Origin of the sequence: Morganella psychrotolerans (assembly GCF_001676155.1) — a bacterium.
Classification (GTDB): Bacteria; Pseudomonadota; Gammaproteobacteria; order Enterobacterales; family Enterobacteriaceae; genus Morganella; species Morganella psychrotolerans.
In genome coordinates this window covers 207,694-229,571 of record NZ_LZEW01000012.1, presented here as the reverse complement: position 1 = coordinate 229,571, position 21,878 = coordinate 207,694, and the positions used below count along the sequence as shown (strand labels likewise).

Here is a 21,878-nt window from a genome sequence, read left to right as displayed (position 1 = left end):
TCCGGCTATTATTTTTATGTTGTTTTTCCGGTAATGACTTTCTCAAAAATTCCATTGCCTGAGAGCTGTTATAATACATTTTTATAATCCATAAAATTATACAACATCAATTAAATATTTATGATCATGGCGAATACTTTCTTTCAACTGCCGTTTTAATCGCTCAGGACTGGCTTCAAGAATAAAACGCTGTTGCTGCTGACGATATATATGGATCATTTCATGATAATCACCCTGCATTTTAAATGCATAGGAAAAATAGTATCCGGGTCTGGTATAATTCGCATCCATATTATGCTGAAGCTGTTGCTGCGCCGGTAACGGAATATTACGCCGCAGTTTAGTCTGCACATCAGCACGTTCAGCAGACAGCAGCTGATATTCCATTAACGATTTTTCCGCATAAAGAACAGGAATGATGTCATTAACATTATTAATATCAGTAACATCATCCGGTTTTTCAGTTGCTACTTTTGTTATATCTCCGGAGTTATCCGGCTGAAATAATACTTTATTATCATAATGATGACGCTCAGTATCATCCACCTGTATATTATCAGTGAACTGACGGTTGTTTGTCTGAGGTAAAGTATCGGTGGCCGGTGAAGCAGCCCGTACTGTCATGGTAGGAAACTGGCTTTTTTCTGCCTGCCCGATAACCAGCTTCGGTTTTATTGTTGTTTTCTCACCTGAAACCGGCGCTATAAAAACAGGAGCAGGCTCCGTTCTTACCTGTTTATTTTTCACAGTAAGGCTGACAGTCGCGGGTATAGTATCCGTGTATAACCGAATTGTATCAGCCAAATCATTCCGGATTTCACTTCTGCTCTGAATTACCTGGCTGAGTTTATTAGTCTTACCCTTCAGAAAGAATAATTGTGTATCCAGCTTTGACGAAATCATCACGTAAGGTGTTTGTTCATCTGTATTTAATTGTTCATCCATATCCCTGATATCTGAACCCTGGTTATTTAACTGTTTTTTCACACTCTGGTTATTTGATTTTAATAAAATCACCCCTGCTATTTCAGGCAAATCATCATATTTATAAATATTATCATACTCTGTATGATGATTTTCTATCGTAATATCCACAGGTTCTCCTTTGCTGTATTACTTCCTGATAATCAATGTTTAATAATGGTATCAATGAAGACTATACTGAGTGATTTTGATGACTTTCTTTTTGAGTACGACAATAACCGTATTAGTTTTATTGATATCATCCATGATTTGAACCTGAGCCAGGGCTGATTCCTCTGCTTTGACTCTGATATCCAGAATTTGCCTGCGATAAACTGACTGTTTACGCCGTAGCTCATTCAGTTCCAGGTAAGTGTACATCCCTGTTATATCAAAACTGAGGATCTGCTGCTCAAGTGCGCTGATTAGCTGTAACAAACTACGGTGATTTTCCTGCTCCTCTCTGTAGCGCTGGTTCAGTTGTGCCAGTGCAATCTCAGCATAGCGCTCTTTCAGACTGAAATGTGCAATCAGCTGTCTGACCTCACGCTGTAAGGCTTTGCAGCGCATTACAGACCTCACTCAAAGGCACTGATTTTGCCGGTGGCTGACACAAAAAATTACGCATTTCTTCTGTCAGTGCCACTGCTTTATCGTTGTCCGGATTAAACCCGGTTTTGTATTCGCCCAGCTCGACCAGCAGTTTCAGCTCTTTCTGTTTTGCCAGGAAATGGCGAAATTGTCCTGCAGCGGATAAATGTTCAGGAGAGGCAATCTGAGACATCACCCGGCTGATGCTGGCAAGAATATCAATCGCCGGATAGTGATTACTCATCGCCAGCCGCCGCGAAAGATAAATGTGTCCGTCAAGGATAGAACGGACTTCATCCGCGAAGCCATCGGGCTCGTCTTCACTTTCCAGCAATACGGTATAAAACGCCGTAATCACCCCGTTTTTTGTCGCACCCGGGCGCTCCAGAAGTGCCGGAAGCTGTTCAAATACGGAGGCAGGAAACCCCAGCCGTACCGGCAATTCTCCGGCACTCAGTGCCACATCCCGCAATGCGCGCCCGTAGCGGGTCAGAGAATCAACAAACAAAACAACATCTTTCCCCTCATCACGGTAATATTCCGCCAGAGATGTCGCCACCAGCGCCGCATTGCAGCGATCAATTGCCGGTTTATCTGATGTCGAACAGACCAGGATACATTTAGCCGCATTGGCACTTTTTTGCAGGTCGTCAATCAGTTCCGTGACTTCCCGTCCCCGCTCACCAATTAATGCAATGATAAAAATATCAGCGTCGGCGTGATCAATCAGCATATTCATCAGCACTGTTTTACCACACCCGGCACCGGCAAAAATGCCCAGCCGCTGCCCTTTTCCACAGGTCAGCAAGCCATCAAGGGCTTTCACACCGGTAGGAATAATTTCCGTGATGCGCTGACGTGACAGTACATCCGGCGCATCAGCACTAATCAATCGTGTGATTGTCCGCTGATCACTTACCACCGGTTCACTTAGCCTGATCAGCGTGTTTCCTGACGGATCAATCACCGAGCCCGGGATCTGCCGGGTAAAGGATAATGTCAGGCGTTCACCGGTGGGTGCAATGACGGTTGTCAGTGTCAGGCCACACGCCCTGCCAATCAGGCTCAGAAGGGTATATTTTTCATTAAATCCGACCACCTGCGCCCGTCCGATTAAAACCTGACACGACGTATCCTGCCATAACAGACAAATCTCCCCGATAAAGACCCGGGGAAGCGGTGCTTCCAGATAATACCCCTGAATATGAACCGGAAAAGCCCGATGACTGATGAATGAATCCAGCATAATCAGGCCCGCAGGATCAGTGCATAACACTGCTGATAAACACAGACAAACTGATCCAGTGCCTGAATAAAGCTTTCACTGTCACTGACCGCACTTTCACTGAAACAGGCAACCAGTTCAGTACCGTCGTCAGTCTGGCGGACAGCCGGTAATCCCGGATAAAACAGAGAGGTTGCCTGCGCGGTAAGTACATCCAGCAGGTCACCTTTCACTTCAGGGCGCAATGTCGGTAATTCTGCCGGTAGTGGCGCCCAGATAACCGGAAGCTCATCCACCGTTGTCAGGTGAACAACCTGTTGATCACTCAGTGATAATGTAATAGTCGAGTGATTATCGATAGCGGCGGCATCCACAATCAGATCACTGCGTCCGATCAGTTTCATGCCTTCTGTTACCAGGGTTGCAAAATCCATCTTTTATTTCCTTTTCCTTTGATTTAAACAGACTCAATTACCGATACCTGAGTCGTGGGTACAATTTCTGAAAATGACAGCACAGCAACGTCAGGGTAGTGAAGTTCAATCAGTTTTTTGACAAAACGACGGATATCCATAGCCGTCAGCAATACGATATCCTGCTGCTCACGCAGCGGCTCCATCACCACAGACATCGCATCATAGAAATGATCGAGCTGTGCCGGTTCAAGATTAATAAAAGTACCCGCCGCCGACTGGCGGATCCCCTGACGAACCATCTCTTCCACCGGATTCGACAGAACGACAGCATGCAATACCTGATTACGGGTAAAGCGATCAGAAATATAGCGGGCAAGCTGGCTGCGGACATGTTCTACCAATATCAGCGTATCTTTCTCTTTCTGCCCCCACTGCACCAGCGCACCAAGAATAGTTTTAATATTGCGGATAGATATCTGCTCTGAAATCAGCCGCTGGAAAACATCCGCGACCCGCTGTACCGACAAATAGCGGTAACACTCTTTCAGCAGTTCCGGATATTTATTTTCGATATTATCCAGAAGCGTTTTCGTTTCCTGGATCCCAAGCAGTTCCTGGATGTGCCGTGTCATTATCCGGCTGAATTCATTGAAAAATACAGTAATTCCCGGCTCAGTTTCCATTCCTGATGCATGACATAATTCACACTGTTTTTTATCTGCCCAGTAGGTTTTTCTGCCATTTTTCAGCTCGATAACAACCGGTTCAATGTTCAGTGAATCAAGCGCCCCGTTTTCCTTAATAATTTTATATTTATCCGGATAACAATTGATGGTGCCGGATTGAATTTCATTAATTAAAACAATAGATTGATACACAGACACATCATGGCTGTAATTCATAATGATACCGGACAGAAAAAAAACCGTAGCGAAAGGCAAACTCTTCCTGCAGCCAGGCGATAATATTTTTTGTTTCAAATAAGGTCTGATAAGAGGCATGAAGCGTAATAATCAGCGGGATCGCCTCATTATTTTCAGCCGTCAATCCGCGGGAGACAAACGTGTTTTCAGAGGAAGGTTGCGCTTCCTGCATGACCGCATTAGTACAACCCTCTTTTTGTGCCGCAGCATCCTGCCGTTTTCTCTGACGCATCCGTGACACATAAAAAACCAGCAAGCCTCCGCCCAGCAAACCAAAAATACCGGCAGGAAACCCCGGCAGCATCCCCATGCACAACGCCAGAACAGCCGTTACCAGCAGGGTAAAATCGTGAGAAAACAGCTCCCTGACAATATTTGCACCTAAGTTCTGATTTGTACCGCTGACCCGCGTCACAATAAAACCTGCACTTATTGCGATCAGTAATGCCGGGATCTGCGCGACCAGTCCGTCTCCGATAGTCAGCAGAGTATACGTACTCAGCGCCTCACTGAACGGCATCGACATCTGGGCAACACCGATCCCGATCCCACCTGCAAAATTCACGAAAATGATGACAATTCCGGCGATCGCATCGCCTTTGATAAATTTCATCGCGCCATCAAACGCGCCATACATCTGACTTTCCTGCTCCAGTTCTTTACGGCGTTTGCGCACTTCTTCGTTATCAATAAGCCCGGATTTCAGATCTGCATCAATGCTCATCTGTTTACCCGGCATACCGTCGAGTGAGAAGCGGGCCGCCACTTCCGCCACCCGCTCCGAACCTTTGGTTATCACAATAAACTGGACGATTGTCACAATGGCAAAAATCACAAAACCGACAACAATATTTTCGCCGATAACAAAATCACCAAATGACTGAATAATGTTACCTGCGTCAGCATCCAGCAGGATCAAACGGCTGGTACTGATAGAAAGCGCCAGACGGAACAGTGTGGTGATAAGCAGCAAGGCCGGAAATGAGGTAAATCCCAGGATACGGGTGATATAAAAAGAGAGCAATAACATCAGGATGGAGATCACGATATTCAGGCCGATCAGAAAATCCACCAGCATCTTGGGCAGAGGAATGATCAGCATGGCGATCACCATGATCATAATCAGCAGCACGGACAATTCCGGCTTATTTTTTACCGCGTTAATAAATGATGTCAGCATAGCAATCCGTTGCCATTAAAAGTTATAGAGTATGAATAATTTCACTCATGTGTACTTTCAGAAAAGAAACGATGGTTTCTTTCTGTGCTTCCTGCAAAAAAAGGGTATCCGGTATTTCACTAAATATTGCGATAAAACGCTGTAAAATCAGCGGCTGATTTTTATCACTCTCAACCGAAGATAAAAGTGTTTTTATTTCGTTGCGAAATGCATCTGCATCACCCAAACCAGAAATAATCAGCTGGTTAATGGTTGTTTCATCTGCCAGTGCCGGTTCAGAACAATTCAGTGAGGCAATTTTCTGATAAAACATATCTGTCAGGGAAATAAGCTGATTCAGCGAATACAAGCGGGATGTCAGTTCCCCGAATTCACTGTGATGGCTGCAACTCGGCAGAGCCGCCGCCATATCACACACCAGAGCATCGCGGACATAATGCAGCAGACTTTTGACACGGCTCTTTTTATATTGCTCCAGCCAAACCTTATAGAGATACAGGATATCGAATTTCCAGCTGATATAACTGCGGTACACCATTCGCAACTGAGAGCATTCAAGCTGTGTAACCGGTGCATACTGACGGATTTTCAGTGCAACATTGATCCCGGCCCGCGTTTCCTGTGCAAAATCACCGTACAGTAACTGCTCAATTTCAGTATCAATATCAGCGGCTTCTTCTGCGGAAAACGGCAGTTTGCGCATCAATGAGCGCAGAGCCATCACATAATCACTGGGATCCGGAAACAAAGCGCGTACATAATCCAGAAACTCACGCAGAGAGCGCCCGGATGCCGTAAACCATTTCACTACCTTATCCAGCTTATTTTCTCCGGCATCACCGCCGCGCTTACTGTCAGATGCCGGCATCTGACTTATCTGTTCTTCTTTGCCGTACTGACGGCGGTTAAACTGAGCCAGCGCCATAGACATATCATCCATCATGTCCATCATTTGTTCCGCATCATGCGCTGCGGCATTCTCAGCAGATTGCGGCTCTGTTGCAGCGCTCCCTGAGGTTTTGACCTGCGCCGTTTCAGACTGAATCAGCGGGCGGGCAGAAATGCCGTTAATCATGATGGTAATCTCCCCGGAGATTTTCCATCATTAACAACCCTTGTTTATTGCTTTTATCAAACGGCAGGTGACCGGTAATATTAACGTCATCAAAGAAATCCTGTTGCAGAATACGCGGCTGTAACAGGAACAGACGGACCATTTTTTCATTCTTTTCTGACTGAAACTGAAATAAGCGGCCAAGTAACGGAATATCCCCCAGCAACGGAATACGCTCATTATGAAACTGGGTATTATCGCGGGTATAACCACCAATGAGCAGGGTATTTCCCTGGGCGACACGGGCAATCGTGCTGATAGTGGTGCGGTTTACTACCGGCAATGTACCCTCGCCATTTTTTTCATCATTCGTTTGTTTTTCTGCCCCGTCTTCCAGATCAATGATCATCTCGACTGACTTACGCTGGTTGGCAATACGCGGTATCACACTCACTTTTGTACCGAAGGTAATACTCTCCATCGAGGAAACCCGCTCTCCTTTGATAGAGGTATAAAATGTAGTGTTATTATCAAAAACAGCCGGGGTATTATCCTGAGTCAGTACAATCGGGCGCGATACCATATTTGCCTGCCCCCTGGCGGCTAACGCGCGGATTTTCCCGAAGAAAGAAAACCCGGTAAATTGGTTCAGTTCACTCAGACCCGAGGCCAGAGTAAACTTTGCCTTTCCGTCGCTGTAATCCGCCTGCCAGTTAATTCCCAGTTGATCGGCATTATTTTTTGATACATCAATTATCCATAACGATAATTCTATTTGTTCTTTCGGAACATCAAGCTGCCTTATCATTTTTCTGATAAGTTCCAGTGAGCTGCTGCTGCCTTTCAATAACAGACTGTTTTCTCCCGGCAGGGGAACAATGCGGATATGTGCACCACTCAGCCAGGCCGAATCTCCGTGACTCTCTGCCACCTCCCCGTCATCATCTGTCTGTACCACTGATGTTTTGGCACTGCCGCCGCTGCTCAGTAATTCACGCAGTGCCGTAGCCACTCCCGGCAGCGTCACCGTTTGTCCGCGCGAGGCAATTTCTCTGTCCTGCACAAAACTGTGCTCCAGTTTTACCAGCTGAATCTGTTCATTTTCAGGACCGCCGCCCTGCTCCTGTGAGCTGTTCTGCGCTTCCAGCGCATCAACAGACTGGCGGATCAGTGTCATATAGCGGGGAGGTGCGGTGATATACAAAATTTGCTTCTGCTTGTCCGACTTAATCGGGTAGCGGGCATCATACAGACCGGTTTGTTTCAGAAAAGTGAGCAGTGTATTGAGACTGATGCTATTGAGTGTCAGCATAGAAGATTCTATTTCATTGCTGCCATAGATATAACGGGTACGATTATCCTGATAGGATACCAGGGACAGAGTACTCAGCATCCGGTTGAATGCCGCCTGTGGATCAGAAAGATCAAATGTCCCCGTAATACGCTTTTTTTTCACAACATCTGACGACACCATGATGATCTCAAGCCTTGCACCGATCACATCGAAAAACTGATCAGCACGGTTCTCTTTCGCCACAAAACTGTCCTGTTCCGGTGCCCGTTTTTCATAGAGTACTGTATTTTTATTATTGGTTTTTTGTGCATATAGTGTCCCGGAAAAGAAACAGATAATCAGAAAACACAAAACGGCCGGACACCTGCTATTATTTTTTAATTGCATGGTGTAAATCCCTTATTTTTTTTGGTGACATACCAAATTGTTGTCTGATTTCATTGGAAAAATGAGAGGCTGAGCAATAGCCATGATCCGAGGCAATGCGGGTCAGTGAATGTTCTTTGACTAAAACATCCAGTACCGATGCAACGCCCCGCCAATGGCGTAACTGATATTTACTTTGATGACCGATATAGCGCTGACATAACCGGCGAAAATGTGTTCCTGACAACCCATAGTTTTTACTGATATCCATCACGCTATTATTTTTGCTGTCTGCCGCCAGAACCAAATGCTTAATCAGCCAGTAATGTTCTGAATTACGAATGCGTTTAAATAATCCGCTTAATGAGCTCTGCGCATTAAGCATTTCACAAATAACCTGATACTCAGGATTGATCATCATGCCCTGAACCGTCAGAACACCCTCATAGTCCGGATGTAATATATCGTTATCAGTATCTGACATCGTGTATGGAAAATCATATTGACAGTCAATAAATGCAAGCAATTTAATACATTTCGACATAGGAAAATAATATTTTTCTTTTCCCGCAGGGAAGTTTTTTATTTATCTTGGTGATATCATCATATATACATATGGATATTTTATCATTCATTCAATTAACCCTCTCCTTTTTATTATCATCACCTTTCCATCTGGTGAGAATCCAAGACATCCCAGTCTATTAAGATAAAACTTAACATAAAATATAAATAACAGCGCTAATTTTTACTACCATTTTTTTATAAAAACAATTATTATTTTAATAACAATGATGCGATATAAATAATATCACTATACATCTTATTACATAACCCGGGTGAATCGATGGAACGATTTTATTCTCTCATTATCCTTTCCGGTCATTTAAGCGGGAAGGAAATCACATTGCCTGCTGAATGCTATATTATTCACTTATCGCCTGACTCTGTTAAAAAAAGAGGAGTCTCATAATGAAAAAAATTTATCTTGATATTATATCCACTGATACATCACTAAAATCAATAGAATTAACATTATTTGATAACAACTACACCGTCTGCTATAAAACTGATGGAGATATATTTAAAACTGAAAAAATAAACTACAACATTCCGTTTACTTACAATAAAAAAAACATTTTTCTCTATAAAAAAAGATGGGTGAAAGCTGGCATAATACAACCCTGGAAATCAGCAAAAAAAAATCTTACCGACTGCAGGAAACCCGCTGTTTTACATAGTAAAAAATCACTACTCATGATTTTTTCCATGTTTGTCATATTGATTATCCTTTGGTTATACGATAAAAATATGAACGAAAATAACAATAAAGATGATGTGAAAACAATTATAAATAAGTTTATCCGGCATCATGGGTATATACAGGAAAATCACCATTTTTTGTTTATTATAAAATCAGATAATGAAATACCGGATAATGTCTATAAAAAGATGAAACCTTATGTTATCTCTATGCTGAAAGCGGATGCACTAAAACATAATGATGATGATATAATAAATATATATAAAAATGACACCACAATAGAAATTACTTATATAAGCTCGGAAGAAAATTATTCTATAAATGATGACATCATAATTCCGGATGTATTCAAGAACAGATTAAAAATAAATAAATTTTCATTTAGTGATATAATAACCTTAATAAATGAAAGTATTAAAAATGACTTTATCAGTTACACTATAGTGCGGAATGACAGGAAGATCATTGTACTTTCTGAAAAGGAGAATAATGAAAACATAAAAAAAACATATAGATGAAATAAATAAAAAAAATACTTAACAATAACACCGAACCATTAGTTTCATATAAACAAATAAAGAAAGCCATTGACTTACCAGGTATCTACGGAAAACAACCTTACCGTATTATATCTGGAGATCATATTGATTTTACCCTCCATAATAAATAAGGAAATTTTATGGCTGATGTTGTAAATACAGGATTTTCATTCGAAGAGATCCCGGCACACTTTGAGGCGAATATCAAAAGTGACAATACTAAATTGCTCGCATTAATGGGTAAGGTTAAAACCGGTTCTACTGCCTATGACATGGCACAATTACAAACAACATCCAGTTCATTAAGCATGAAGCTGTCAGCACTCTCTGCTATCGTGCGTCAGCACAAAGAGAATATGAGTACACCACTCGGTAATATGCGCTGATAACCACCACACGAACCTGCAATTAATTCTGATAAGAAAGCGGTACTACCGTTTTCTTATTCTTGACATGAATAAGGATAATTATGTCATCATTTAAAACACTTCCACCAGTCAGTTCTGTTCCGGGCATCAGCGATATGCTTTCAAACCTGGCCGACAAAGAACAGTCGGCATACCGGGATCTGAATTTTCCCGGCGCAGAAAAGACCGCGCTTCACAATAAAACCACTACATTACATAAACAACGCCGCGGCAACAGTAAAAACGACGTTATGATGCTGATTGAAAATCAGGTGGCAATGGCGAAGTGGCATACAGAGATCAATTTTTACTCCCGCATCACACACCTGGGTATCAGTGCGGTAGATTCCGTGGTTAAGGGTCAGTAATGCGTCGCTTACTTATTGTTCTGCTGATATCCGGACTCAGTACACTGATGCTCACCGGCTGCAATGAGGGACCACTGCTCTCTTCCCTCAATCAGCGTCAGTCCAATGAAGTTCTGGCCGCATTACATAAACATCATATTCAGGCAGTCAAAATTCCCCAGGGAAAGGGGTTATTTTCTGTCACCGTACCGGAAGAACAGAGCCGCTACGCCATCCGGGTATTGCAGGAATATCAGTTACCCAGCAATGAACGGGTTGAGATAGCGGGCGCGTTTCCTGCCGATTCACTGATAGCCTCACCACAGTCCGAAAAAGCACGGCTGATCTCGGCTATCGAACAGCGCCTGGAACAGTCTATTAACTCCTTTACTGAAGTAGCAGAAACCCGGGTGCATCTCAGCTACCCAATGGCGGAACCACGTAAAAAACACGCGGAACCACCACGGGCTTCTGTTTTGATCTATCACACCGGCATTGAAGATGAAGATGGCTTCACCCGCAATATTCAGACTTTTGTGATGAATGCATTCAGTGGTCTGGATGAAGAGCATATTTCAGTTATTTTGCACTACAAACCACTGGTTATTTCACCGCCTTCTGAACAGGAACGTGTACCGTTCTCCCCTTTGGGCCTGTTACTGTCTCTGGCGGGTTTATTGCTGACAGGCGGAATATTTTATCTGCAGCGTTCCCGCATCCGGACATTTTTAATAAACCTGCGGGAAAAGCGTAATGGATAACCAACCGGATATACAGGCAGCCATTACCCGCGTGATGTATCAGCCATCCGGTTACCTGCACAGCAGCCGCCGATTTTCAGACTTGCCGCAGGATGATTCACTTCATGGCAAAGTGACTAATGCGGCAATTCTGAACAGGTACCAACTTCCGCTGAATATCGATTTTGATGCCGGTTCTCAACATGCGATGCTACTGCTGCTCAACTGGACACAATTACCGCGGGTTTGTGACTATCTGGGAAAACTGATTCGCTATCATTATGGTTTACCGGATGATTCACCACCGGATAATACACAGCGCGCATTTCTGTCATTATGTCCGGTGCTGTCTCTGCCTGACTGGCCGGCAGCGCAGACATTTACGGATGACAATAACATCGCCGATCCCGGTATTACCGCCATGACTCAGCTGATGCACCAATTCTCACCGGCACTCTCTGCCAGGCTGCCACTGATGTTTGATACACAGTTATCCTTTATGGATAAAAATACGATCCCGGCACTTCCTTATTCACTTTTTCAACTGGTATTTCTCTATGTGCCGTTCACTTCCTGAATCACTGATTTCTCATCTCCGCCACGGGGTTGTGATTAAGCAGGCCAACATTGATGCGCTTCAGCGGATTGATACTCTCACAAAGCAAGCACAACACCGCGCAACACAGTTAATAAAATCCGCCGGGATAACGGCAGTTCAACAACATAATGCTGCCTGTGAAGCGGGGTTTCAGACAGGGGTACTACAGTTATTACCTGAATTAATGCGCTTTATTGATGAATATAAAGTCACCATAGATACACATTTTTCTGACTCACTGCGCTGTCTGCAAACAGAATTAACCGCCTTTTTCGGTGATCGCGTAAGCAGGCATTTGCTGATACAGCAATTGGCCGCGCAACATGCGGCTGAAAATGATTGCGGGCTGATCCTGCCGGTTGAATTTAAAAAAAATAATCAGGATTCTGAATATATAGCGCGGACTATTTCTATTCCGGTTTCATTTCATTTCAGTCAGCACATCATCTTACGTGTGGGGAAAAAGTTACTTTATCTGACACCGGAAACGTTTGCTAAACAAAAAATAGCGCAAATAGACTCGGAAGAATTCCGGGAGATTCTTAATAAAAAGAAAAATGAAATAAACATTATTTTTCAGGAAAACATAAAAAGGGTCAAACATGACACTTAATACTGTGAATACACATTCCGGCACAACACGTGCTCAGGAAACAGATGAAGTATCAGCTCGCCGCTTATATGACATTATTGTTACAAACGGAGATCGTCCTGAAAATATTTATCAGGCTTTTTCATTGATGGGATTAGGTGATAATAACGAAAGGAATATACAAAAAAAGATAAATTTAATAATTACGGTAGAAAAAAAAATTAGCTAATAACCCGGAATATTCTTATTCGGAAATACGCAAATCAGTAAGCCAGGTTGGCTGTGAGGTTATAAACTATCAGGCCTGGTTCCAACAATACCTTCGTAATATGGTAGATAAAAAACAATTGGGCATAGCGCCAAATGCGCTTTCAGCCGATTATGACCATAATAATGAAGATGACTGGCTTACTGGTTTCGCTTAATTATATATTTTGTTTCTGTTACTGAAGAATTCAGTAACAGCATCAAAAATTTAAATAAACTGTTTTCCGTTCAGTAAAACGGTCTCTGCTCTGAACTGATTTGAACGCATCTGAATATGTGGCTCGTGAGGATGTTCTGATGCTTCAGATTTTCCGTTGAGGAACCATTCAACTGGTACGTCTAATAAATCAGATAATTCAATGAGATGATGAAGACTGATTTTACTAACACCGCGCTCATAACGGTTAAATTGCTGCTGACTGATATTCAGTTTTTGCGCTAATTTAACTGTAACGATCCCGAGTTCTTTACGTCTTGATTGAATTCTGTGGCCTAAGACTGCATAAAAGTCGGAAGTTTCCATAATATCTACCTATTTCTCTATAAGTCGTGAATTAAATTAAGTAAAAATACTTAAATTTACAATATTTTTTATATAATAAAATAAAAATAACAAAGCATTTCTTACGAAATGCAAAAATATAATGAAGAGATTCGTTTTAATTTATGACGTAATAATTAAATCCAACCTGATACTGATATATGCTTCACACATAAAAAACATTTAACACAAGCTGTTACAGAAACGGATTTATCTGAATTTATGTAATATCCATAACTTCCACTTATCTGTTTAGCTACTTAAAAGTACAGCATCATAAGAAAAGCATCAGAATCTTATTTACGATAACAAAATTTAAAACCAATCTGATTATTTCGGATTATTCTCTAAACATATTATGACCAGGTGATATTAACTAATCACATAAGGATAGTTAATTATTCAAGTATAATTACCCGGCTCTTTTATGTTTATTTTCCCGCTTGTTCATTTCTTTTACTACCGGAATGAAGGCCAAAAATGAAAATTAGATATAGCTCTGAATGCTTGTAAATATACTAATCCATTACCCAACCATCGTTCTTTGATCTAACATCATAAAAAGCTAAATAGATCACATGTAACAAAGTATTTTTCAGTGCGTTGCATCAATTTAGTGACTTTAGTCACGTTTACTTTACATTTTAGCCTAAAAAAAAAACCGCTTTGGTGGAAAAGCACCCTATGTAAAACAGAATCGATGCCGGATGTGAACCTGACAGAAAGAATCAATACCAATAACGGTGCTTTTGTTTACACATTTTCGCACTACTTAGTTACTTTCGTAATTATAATCATCTAATTATTTTTAGATAGACATCAGTTATGCTGTTTGTTCAAAAAACTATTAAAATCTGACATTCATGGTGAGTAAGTGTTTCATGCTGCAACATGAACCATTCGCTTTAATTTCCAGTTTTTATCCTCAGCAAAAAAAAGATATTCAGCATGATATTGCAGAATCGTCTTAACATATTGTAACTTACTTGTTGTATTTGTAATATTTTGATTATGATTTATTGCTTCAATTTCTGATCCAAAAAGCATTTATGCTTATATTTTTCTTTTATTTCATATCGTTAAACGTAAATTGATTTAAAACAAGCAATTGCGACGCTGACATAATTGGATATGATTAATCTCACGCAGCCCTGCTGAGTAATCAGCTTTATTGATTAACCTCTGTTTATTATTACAAAATATAAAAAGTTATATAATTATGTGTAATAAAAGAAAAATAATTCACTTTGTTTTTTATTACATACAGAAACAAAAAAAGGCACTCCTGAGAGCGCCTTTTGCTATCTATAACATAAAATCAATTGATTAGTGAAATTAACGACCTGCTTTCAGTTTCTGATAATAGCGCTCATACAGCACACTGCTGTCGCCAACGTCATCCTGCCACTGTCCTTTATGAATAGTTTCATCGTCAGGATAGAGGGACTTATCATTCGCTATCTCTGCCGGTAACAATGCCTTCGCGGCAAGATTTGGTGTCGGATAACCAATGGCCTGTGCAACCTGCGCTGCAATTTCAGGGCGCAACAGGAAATTAATCAACTGATGGGCACCTTCCGGATTTTTGGCATTTGCCGGTATTGCCAGACTGTCCATCCAGAAAATACCGCCCTCTGAAGGCCAGATAACTTCAATATTCAAACCGGACTGACGGGCAACATAAGCAGAACCGTTCCAGATCATACCCACGTTAACCTCCCCTTCCATAAACGGGTTAGCCGGGTTGTCAGAATTAAACGCGAGGATGTTCGGACGCAGCGCCTGAAGCTCTTTATACGCTTCCTCAATTTCCTGAGGGTTAGTGGTATTGGCAGAATAACCCAGCTTGCTGAGTGCTATCTGGAACACTTCACGGGCATCATCGGTCAGTAGCAGACTATTTTTATATTCCGGTTTCCACAGATCACGCCATGATGTTACTGATCCCGGGGTAATCTCATCGCCATTAATACCGATAGCAGTCGCACCCCAGATATACGGAACAGAGTAATCATTTTCAGAATCAAACGGTTTATGCAGCAGATTGGGGTCCAGGTTACTAAAGTGGCTGAGTTTTGATTTATCTATTTTTTGCAGCATACCCTCATGACGCATTTTGGCGACAAAATACGTCGACGGCACCACCAAATCATAAGCACCGTCTTTATAGGTTTTTAGCTTGGTATACATGCTTTCGTTGGATTCATAGGTTGAATAGATAACCTTGATCCCCGTCTCTTTTGTAAACTGTTCTAACAATCCGGGCGGGACATATTCAGTCCAGTTATAGAAATAAAGCGTTTTACTGTTATCTGCTGATGCTGAACTTATGCCTGCTGCCAGAATACCGGCACCAAGCAGCAAGGACCACTTTTTCATTTCAGTGTTTCCCCTCAGAGCTTCGGGTTAGTCGATGAATATCACAGGCGATAACGCCCCCTTTTATGATTATGCAACGTGATTATAAAAGCGGACTGGCAGAGGGTAAAGCAACAATGCCCAGTTAAAGCGGCATCAGAATGCAAAATTCAGCTGTAATGTGATATTACAGTGAATATTAACCGGCGGATCTGCGACAGACCGCGCCGGTTAAGCAAAGGCTATTGCTGTTTGTGTGAGCTGGTACGCAACACAAGCTGGCTGAGGATCACCATAAATAACGAAAGAGCCATTAAAATCGTCGCTAATGCATTTACTTCCGGCGAAACGCCGACTTTTACCATAGAGTAAATTTTCAGCGGCAGAATCTCATAGCTTGGCCCGGTGACAAATGAAGATACCACCACATCATCCATCGAGAGGGTAAAGCTCAGTAACCAGCCTGCAATAACGGCCGGTAACGCCAGCGGCAGAATAATTTTACGCAAAATTGTAAATTCACCGGCACCGAGATCACGCGCCGCCTCCAGCATTTTCACATCAAAATCTTTCAGTCGTGAATAAACCGTGACCACCACAAACGGCAGGCAAAATGTGATGTGTGAAAAGAGCAGCGACCAGAACCCCAGCGATACCCCGAGGATCATAAACAGTACCAGCAGTGAAATCGCCATCACAATGTCCGGTGACATCATCACCACAAACAACATGCCACCGACAAACGGTTTACCTTTAAAACGATAGCGGTAGAGCGCGACTGCTGTCAGCGAACCGATAACGGTGGCAAATGTGGCAGAGAGAACCGCCATCGTCAGTGAATGTCCTGCCGCCTGAAGCAGGCTGTCATTGTTCATCAGCATGCTGTACCAGTCGGTGGTAAAGCCCTGCCAGTTGATTCCGAAGCGGGATGAATTAAAGGAATTCACAATCAGAATGATAATCGGGATGTATAAATAAGCATAAATGATGGTCATAAAACCACCACGCAACAGGCGTCCCGTCATTCCTGTTCACCTTTCTTATTTAACAATTTTGCCGCACGGTAGTAGACCCAGAGCAATAAGCCCATCGCTGCCGTCAGGAAAATGCTGGTTGCCGCCCCGAATGGCCAGTCGCGGATATTTAAAAACTGGCTCTTGATAACATTACCAATCAACAGATTTTTTGCCCCGCCCATCAGGTCCGCCACATAAAACAGCCCCATTGCCGGCAACAGCACCAGCAGACAACCGGCGATAATTCCGGGCATTGTGAGCGGCAGAGTAATACGGAAAAAGGTCTGAAGCTTATTTGCACCCAGGTCACGGGCAGCTTCCAGGCAGGATTTATCCAGCTTCTCAATACTTGAATACAGCGGCATCACCATAAACGGCAGTAAAATATAGATAAGCCCGAGTATCACGGCTTCTGAGGTATACATAATTTTAAACGGTTTATCTATCACGCCCGTCCATAATAAAAACTCATTCAGATAACCACGCGTACTGAGAAATATTTTCAGCCCGTAAATGCGGATAAGGGAATTTGTCCAGAACGGGACTATCAGCAGGAAAAGCATCAACGGGCGCAGTTTCTGCGGCATGCGGGCAATCATTGACGCAAAAGGATAGCCAATCAACAGGCACAGAAGTGTTGCGATCACTGCCATATTAAGCGAATGCAACATCACCTGCGCGTACATCGGGTCAAATAACCGACGGTAGTTATCGAGGGTAAAGACCATACTGACCAGGTCCGCATCATTACGCGTCAGGAAACTGGTGCCGATTATCATCAGGTTAGGCAGGAAAACAAATAACAGTAACCACGCGACAATCAGAGTGATCACAATAGTCTGGAAAGGTTTACGCGTCTTTTTCATCGCTCAGCACCACCTCCCAGCTTTCAACCCACGTCACTGCAATTTTCTGATCCAGCGAGTGATCCACATCCGGATCGTCTTCATTAAAGAATTCGCTGACCATCACCCGTTTGCCGTTTTCCATTTCAATTTCAGAATCCAGCGTCATGCCTTTATAGTTGCGCTCGCGGACATAGCCTATCAATCCGGCAACCGGCGCATTATCATGGATCTCTTCAACGCGCAGATCTTCCGGGCGCAGCAGCACATGCACATGTTGTCCCGGCGTCACCATGAGCGTGGTATAAATATCACACTCATGACCTTCAACACTGGCGCGGATCCGCTGGTCATCTATCCGGTGCAGAACATCGGCACCGAATATATTTATCTCACCAATAAATTGCGCCACAAACAAGTTTTTCGGCTCTTCGTAAATTTCACGCGGCGTGCCGTCCTGCTCAATTTTTCCTTCCCGCATAACAATAATGCGGTCAGACATGGTCAGCGCTTCTTCCTGATCATGAGTGACAAAAACAAAGGTGATCCCCAGTTGGCGCTGCAATGCTTTCAGTTCACTCTGCATCTGCTTGCGCAGATTATAATCGAGTGCGGAAAGAGACTCATCCAGCAGCAGAACTTCCGGCTTGTTCACCACGGCGCGGGCGATGGCAACACGCTGTTGCTGCCCGCCGGAAAGCTGATCCGGTCTGCGGTTGGCAAAATCCTGCAACTGCACCATTTTCAGTGCATCTTCCACGCGCAGGGTAATTTCATGTTCGGGAGTTTTCTGCATGCGCAGCCCGAATGCGACGTTTTCAAATACCGTCATGTGCGGGAAAAGAGCGTAGCTCTGGAATACGGTATTGATATGGCGCTGTTCAGCAGGAATATGCGTAATATCCTGTGTGCCAAGCATAATGGTGCCGCCGTCCACCTCTTCAAGTCCGGCAATCAAACGTAAAACTGTTGTTTTACCGCACCCGGACGGGCCAAGAATGGTGACAAACTCACCGTGGTTGATAGTGAGATCGAAATTATTAATGATATTTTTGCCGTCAAAGCCTTTGCTCAGGCCTTTCAGGGTGACAAGTGGTGTCAGAGAAGTTGTTGCAGTCATTTGTATACTCTATCCCGGAGGTCATGCAGATAGAACCGTAACTGAAAAAAGACTGTTAAAGCAGATTGGTCTACTTATGGCCAATGCCCAAAACCAGTTACGCCGTCGAAAAAAAGAAGGGGCATGATAAACACAGCGACCTTAAATTGAAAGCTGAAACGTCATTCCGCCACCCGTTTTTTGTTCATCTTTAGTTATTTAGATCTTAACAAATCCCTCTTCTGATTGAATGTGCTTCAGTATCACTTCCTGAAATATATACCCAACGTCATTCAAGATGCAGGCAGGCGGCAAGGGAAGACAGACGGGGAGCATACACAAGTATGTGACCCGGCGGGCGTAGTGCGGCCAACGAACCTGCAGTTTGAATGAATAAGGGTATAAGCCTTAAAACTATCAAACTAAATCAATCGCAAGGTAAAACCTATCAAATCGATAGCGGGAAGCCATTGGCGCGCCCTCTCCTGTTTGCGTATTGTTGTCCTCAACGAAACAGGAGGAGTTACCTATGTCTTTAATCAATACCCCAATCAAACCTTTCAAAAACATGGCATTCAAAAACGGTGAATTTGTTGAAGTCACTGAAAAAGACACTGAAGGCAAGTGGAGCATTTTCTTCTTTTATCCGGCTGACTTCACGTTTGTCTGCCCGACTGAGTTAGGCGACCTGGCTGACCATTACGACGAATTCCAAAAAATGGGTGTGGATATCTATTCTGTTTCAACAGATACCCATTTCACACACAAAGCATGGCACAGCAGCTCTGACACCATCGGCAAAATCAAATACACCATGATCGGTGACCCGACAGGCGCACTGACACGCAACTTCGACAATATGCGTGAGCTGGAAGGTCTGGCTGACCGCGGTACGTTTGTTATTGACCCGCAGGGCATCATTCAGGCGATTGAAGTCACCGCTGAAGGTATTGGCCGTGATGCCTCTGACCTGCTGCGTAAAGTCAAAGCCGCGCAGTATGTTGCAAGCCATCCGGGTGAAGTCTGCCCTGCCAAATGGAAAGAAGGCGAAGCGACACTGTCTCCGTCACTGGACCTGGTCGGTAAAATCTGAGACCCGTCTTCTTTTATATTAATAATTGTTATCGGGTGCATTTGCACCCGATGCAGAGCATCACAAACAACGTTTGTAATGCTCTGTTGAGGTTGTGAAAATAACAAGGAAAATCAATCTATTGATTTTCGGCAGATAACACAAAGTGAGAAAAACCACGCTTTTTCGCGCTTTGTCAGCAATTTCTATCGGGTGCATCAGCACCCGGTTTTTTAAGGGAATAATCATGCTCGATAACACGATCCTCGATAACACCATGAAAACGCAGCTCAGGGCGTATCTCGAAAAGTTAACCCGCCCGGTTGAGCTGGTATCAACCCTTGACGACAGTGCTAAATCCGCTGAGCTTAAATCGTTACTGAATGACATTGTGGCATTGTCCCCGAAAATTTCGCTGCGGGAAGATAACAATGCAGCTGCGCGCACGCCGTCATTTCTGATAACAAATCCCGGTGAATCACACGGTGTCCGTTTTGCCGGTTCACCGCTGGGTCATGAATTTACATCACTGGTGTTAGCACTGTTACAAGTCGGCGGTCATCCGTCAAAAGAAGCACAGGAATTATTGGAGCAGGTTCGTAATCTGGACGGAGAATTTCATTTTGAAACCTATTATTCCCTCTCCTGTCATAACTGCCCGGATGTTGTCCAGGCGCTGAACCTGATGGCAGTTTTGAATCCGCGCATTACCCATACGGCAATTGACGGCGGTGTATTTCAGAATGAAATAACCGAACGCAATATTATGGGTGTGCCGACCGTATTTCTTAATGGTAACGAATTTGGTCAGGGCCGTATGACGCTGGCTGAAATCATTAATAAAGTGGACAGCAATGCCGGAAAACGCGCAGCTGATGCACTGAATCAGCAGGCTCCTTATGATGTTCTGATTGTCGGCAGTGGTCCTGCGGGCGCATCAGCAGCCGTGTATTCCGCACGTAAAGGCATCCGTACCGGCCTTATCGGGGAGCGGTTCGGCGGTCAGGTTCTCGATACAGTGGATATCGAAAACTATATCTCAGTTCCGAAAACCGAAGGCGCAAAACTGGCTGCCGCGCTGAAGATGCATGTAGAAGATTATACCGCAGATATCATTGATAATCAGAATGTTACCGCACTTATCCCGGCTACAGAAGACGGTGAATTACATCAGTTACAGACCGCATCCGGTGCCACACTGAAAGCGCGCAGCGTTATCATCAGTACCGGCGCACGCTGGCGCAATATGGGTGTTCCCGGTGAGCAGGAATACCGCACCAAAGGTGTAACTTACTGCCCTCACTGTGACGGTCCGCTGTTTAAAGGAAAATCCGTTGCGGTTATCGGCGGCGGGAACTCGGGTGCGGAAGCCGCGATTGATTTGGCAGGTGTTGTAAACCATGTGACGTTACTGGAATTTGCCCCGGAACTGAAAGCCGATGCTGTGCTGCAACAGAAATTACACAGCCTGCCAAACGTGGATATCATTGTTAACGCCCAAACCACGGAAGTCCTTGGTGACGGCAGCAAAGTTACCGGTCTGCAATATAAAGACCGTATTTCAGGTGATATTCATACCCTGACGCTGTCCGGGATCTTCGTTCAGATTGGACTGCTGCCGAATACGCAGTGGCTGAAAGGCACATTAGCATTGAACCCGATGGGGGAAATTGTCATCGATGCCCGCAATGAAACCAGTATTAAAGGGGTCTTTGGTGCCGGTGACTGCACCACAGTGCCTTACAAGCAAATCATTATCGCGGCAGGCGAAGGTGCAAAAGCCTCACTCAGTGCATTTGACCATCTGATCCGCAGCAGTACCAGAACCGCTGAATAGTCCGCTATTCAGTTGTGATACCAAAGGCATCCGGGGGCGGATGCCTTTTTTTTATTTTGCTGACATCAACCGCAGATCCTGTATTATTTCACTAAATTTTTTTATTATTACCCGAAATACGTTACTCATATAGCATGTATATATAAGTTCAGGTTACATCCGATTGTGTTTTACACCGCGTTATCAGTATATATCCTTTAATAATATCAATCTCCCTGTATTAATAACTATAAAACACCTGTCAGGTGCTATAATGTCATGCTGATTTCGTCACACTCTATTTATATACAAGCCATGTCAGCTCAACTTACTATATAACTCTGTCTTATTTCATCATTAATATC

General features: G+C 43.5%; 21 protein-coding genes and 1 pseudogene. 9 read left to right on the top strand and 13 right to left on the bottom strand.

Translation table 11 applies throughout. The features are described from left to right. Window positions 1-96 precede the first annotated feature (96 nt). From AYY16_RS11420 to AYY16_RS11385, 8 genes and pseudogenes are all read right to left on the bottom strand, one after another. A complete protein-coding gene (locus AYY16_RS11420) occupies window positions 97-1,095 on the bottom strand; it encodes a hypothetical protein (RefSeq protein ID WP_067366410.1) in 999 nt (332 codons plus the stop codon). Between the two features lie 51 nt (window positions 1,096-1,146). Beyond that, window positions 1,147-1,533, bottom strand: coding sequence for a hypothetical protein (locus AYY16_RS11415; RefSeq protein ID WP_067366408.1), 387 nt, complete (start codon window positions 1,531-1,533; stop codon window positions 1,147-1,149). Next, window positions 1,508-2,803, bottom strand: a complete 1,296-nt coding sequence (sctN, locus tag AYY16_RS11410) for a type III secretion system ATPase SctN (protein ID WP_396673026.1) — start codon at window positions 2,801-2,803, stop codon at window positions 1,508-1,510. The genes AYY16_RS11415 and sctN overlap by 26 nt, the downstream gene beginning before the upstream one ends. Beyond that, entirely contained in the window at window positions 2,803-3,213 is a 411-nt protein-coding gene (locus AYY16_RS11405) for a type III secretion system chaperone family protein (RefSeq protein ID WP_067366402.1), read from the bottom strand. The genes sctN and AYY16_RS11405 overlap by 1 nt, the downstream gene beginning before the upstream one ends. Before the next feature lie 23 nt (window positions 3,214-3,236). Next, a pseudogene (locus tag AYY16_RS11400) lies at window positions 3,237-5,298 on the bottom strand (EscV/YscV/HrcV family type III secretion system export apparatus protein). Between the two features lie 22 nt (window positions 5,299-5,320). Further along, window positions 5,321-6,373, bottom strand: coding sequence for a type III secretion system gatekeeper subunit SctW (gene sctW / locus AYY16_RS11395; protein ID WP_067366400.1), 1,053 nt, complete (start codon window positions 6,371-6,373; stop codon window positions 5,321-5,323). Further along, window positions 6,366-7,997 (bottom strand): type III secretion system outer membrane ring subunit SctC, encoded by a 1,632-nt coding sequence (gene sctC, locus AYY16_RS11390; RefSeq protein ID WP_235846287.1) that lies wholly within the window; start codon window positions 7,995-7,997, stop codon window positions 6,366-6,368. Before sctC ends, sctW begins: the two co-directional genes overlap by 8 nt. A gap of 19 nt (window positions 7,998-8,016) precedes the next feature. Further along, the gene (locus AYY16_RS11385) at window positions 8,017-8,433 is read right to left on the bottom strand and encodes a helix-turn-helix domain-containing protein (protein WP_223861214.1); all 417 of its coding nucleotides are present in this window, start codon (window positions 8,431-8,433) and stop codon (window positions 8,017-8,019) included. Between the two features lie 551 nt (window positions 8,434-8,984). On the opposite strand from AYY16_RS11385, the gene AYY16_RS11380 reads away from it, so the two are divergent. The 7 genes from AYY16_RS11380 to AYY16_RS21095 all read left to right on the top strand — a co-directional run bounded on the left by AYY16_RS11380 (window position 8,985) and on the right by AYY16_RS21095 (window position 12,728). Further along, window positions 8,985-9,794: a hypothetical protein gene (locus AYY16_RS11380; RefSeq protein ID WP_067366394.1), complete on the top strand. Its 810-nt coding sequence runs from the start codon at window positions 8,985-8,987 to the stop codon at window positions 9,792-9,794. Between the two features lie 161 nt (window positions 9,795-9,955). Then, complete coding sequence (locus AYY16_RS11375) at window positions 9,956-10,201, top strand: hypothetical protein (RefSeq protein ID WP_067366391.1); 246 nt, start codon at window positions 9,956-9,958, stop codon at window positions 10,199-10,201. Window positions 10,202-10,284: 83 nt separating this feature from the next. After that, window positions 10,285-10,590, top strand: a complete 306-nt coding sequence (locus AYY16_RS11370) for a hypothetical protein (protein ID WP_067366388.1) — start codon at window positions 10,285-10,287, stop codon at window positions 10,588-10,590. After that, window positions 10,590-11,330, top strand: a complete 741-nt coding sequence (sctJ, locus tag AYY16_RS11365) for a type III secretion system inner membrane ring lipoprotein SctJ (RefSeq protein ID WP_067366385.1) — start codon at window positions 10,590-10,592, stop codon at window positions 11,328-11,330. Before AYY16_RS11370 ends, sctJ begins: the two co-directional genes overlap by 1 nt. Continuing rightward, window positions 11,323-11,886, top strand: a complete 564-nt coding sequence (locus tag AYY16_RS11360; protein ID WP_067366382.1) for a hypothetical protein — start codon at window positions 11,323-11,325, stop codon at window positions 11,884-11,886. The genes sctJ and AYY16_RS11360 overlap by 8 nt, the downstream gene beginning before the upstream one ends. Next, window positions 11,867-12,520, top strand: coding sequence for a hypothetical protein (locus tag AYY16_RS11355; RefSeq protein ID WP_067366379.1), 654 nt, complete (start codon window positions 11,867-11,869; stop codon window positions 12,518-12,520). The genes AYY16_RS11360 and AYY16_RS11355 overlap by 20 nt, the downstream gene beginning before the upstream one ends. Beyond that, the gene (locus AYY16_RS21095; RefSeq protein ID WP_067366376.1) at window positions 12,510-12,728 is read left to right on the top strand and encodes a hypothetical protein; all 219 of its coding nucleotides are present in this window, start codon (window positions 12,510-12,512) and stop codon (window positions 12,726-12,728) included. The genes AYY16_RS11355 and AYY16_RS21095 overlap by 11 nt, the downstream gene beginning before the upstream one ends. A 246-nt stretch (window positions 12,729-12,974) precedes the next feature. Here AYY16_RS21095 and AYY16_RS11345 read toward each other — a convergent pair whose 3' ends face one another. The 5 genes from AYY16_RS11345 to potA form a co-directional block, all read right to left on the bottom strand. After that, a complete protein-coding gene (locus tag AYY16_RS11345; RefSeq protein WP_067366374.1) occupies window positions 12,975-13,289 on the bottom strand; it encodes a helix-turn-helix domain-containing protein in 315 nt (104 codons plus the stop codon). Window positions 13,290-14,642: 1,353 nt separating this feature from the next. Beyond that, on the bottom strand, window positions 14,643-15,686 hold the full coding sequence (potD, locus tag AYY16_RS11340; RefSeq protein WP_067366371.1) for a spermidine/putrescine ABC transporter substrate-binding protein PotD: 1,044 nt from the start codon (window positions 15,684-15,686) through the stop codon (window positions 14,643-14,645). Between the two features lie 221 nt (window positions 15,687-15,907). Continuing rightward, window positions 15,908-16,690 carry a spermidine/putrescine ABC transporter permease PotC gene (potC, locus tag AYY16_RS11335; RefSeq protein WP_067366368.1) on the bottom strand — a complete coding sequence of 261 codons (783 nt, stop codon included), beginning with the start codon at window positions 16,688-16,690 and terminating at the stop codon, window positions 15,908-15,910. Next, complete coding sequence (gene potB / locus AYY16_RS11330; RefSeq protein WP_067366365.1) at window positions 16,687-17,547, bottom strand: spermidine/putrescine ABC transporter permease PotB; 861 nt, start codon at window positions 17,545-17,547, stop codon at window positions 16,687-16,689. The genes potC and potB overlap by 4 nt, the downstream gene beginning before the upstream one ends. Next, the gene (gene potA, locus AYY16_RS11325) at window positions 17,531-18,646 is read right to left on the bottom strand and encodes a spermidine/putrescine ABC transporter ATP-binding protein PotA (RefSeq protein WP_067366362.1); all 1,116 of its coding nucleotides are present in this window, start codon (window positions 18,644-18,646) and stop codon (window positions 17,531-17,533) included. Before potA ends, potB begins: the two co-directional genes overlap by 17 nt. A gap of 508 nt (window positions 18,647-19,154) precedes the next feature. Between potA and ahpC the strand changes: the two genes are divergently transcribed. Both ahpC and ahpF read left to right on the top strand, forming a co-directional pair. Next, window positions 19,155-19,718 carry an alkyl hydroperoxide reductase subunit C gene (gene ahpC, locus AYY16_RS11320; protein WP_067366359.1) on the top strand — a complete coding sequence of 188 codons (564 nt, stop codon included), beginning with the start codon at window positions 19,155-19,157 and terminating at the stop codon, window positions 19,716-19,718. A gap of 241 nt (window positions 19,719-19,959) precedes the next feature. Further along, window positions 19,960-21,534 carry an alkyl hydroperoxide reductase subunit F gene (ahpF, locus tag AYY16_RS11315; RefSeq protein ID WP_067367255.1) on the top strand — a complete coding sequence of 525 codons (1,575 nt, stop codon included), beginning with the start codon at window positions 19,960-19,962 and terminating at the stop codon, window positions 21,532-21,534. Window positions 21,535-21,878 lie beyond the last annotated feature (344 nt).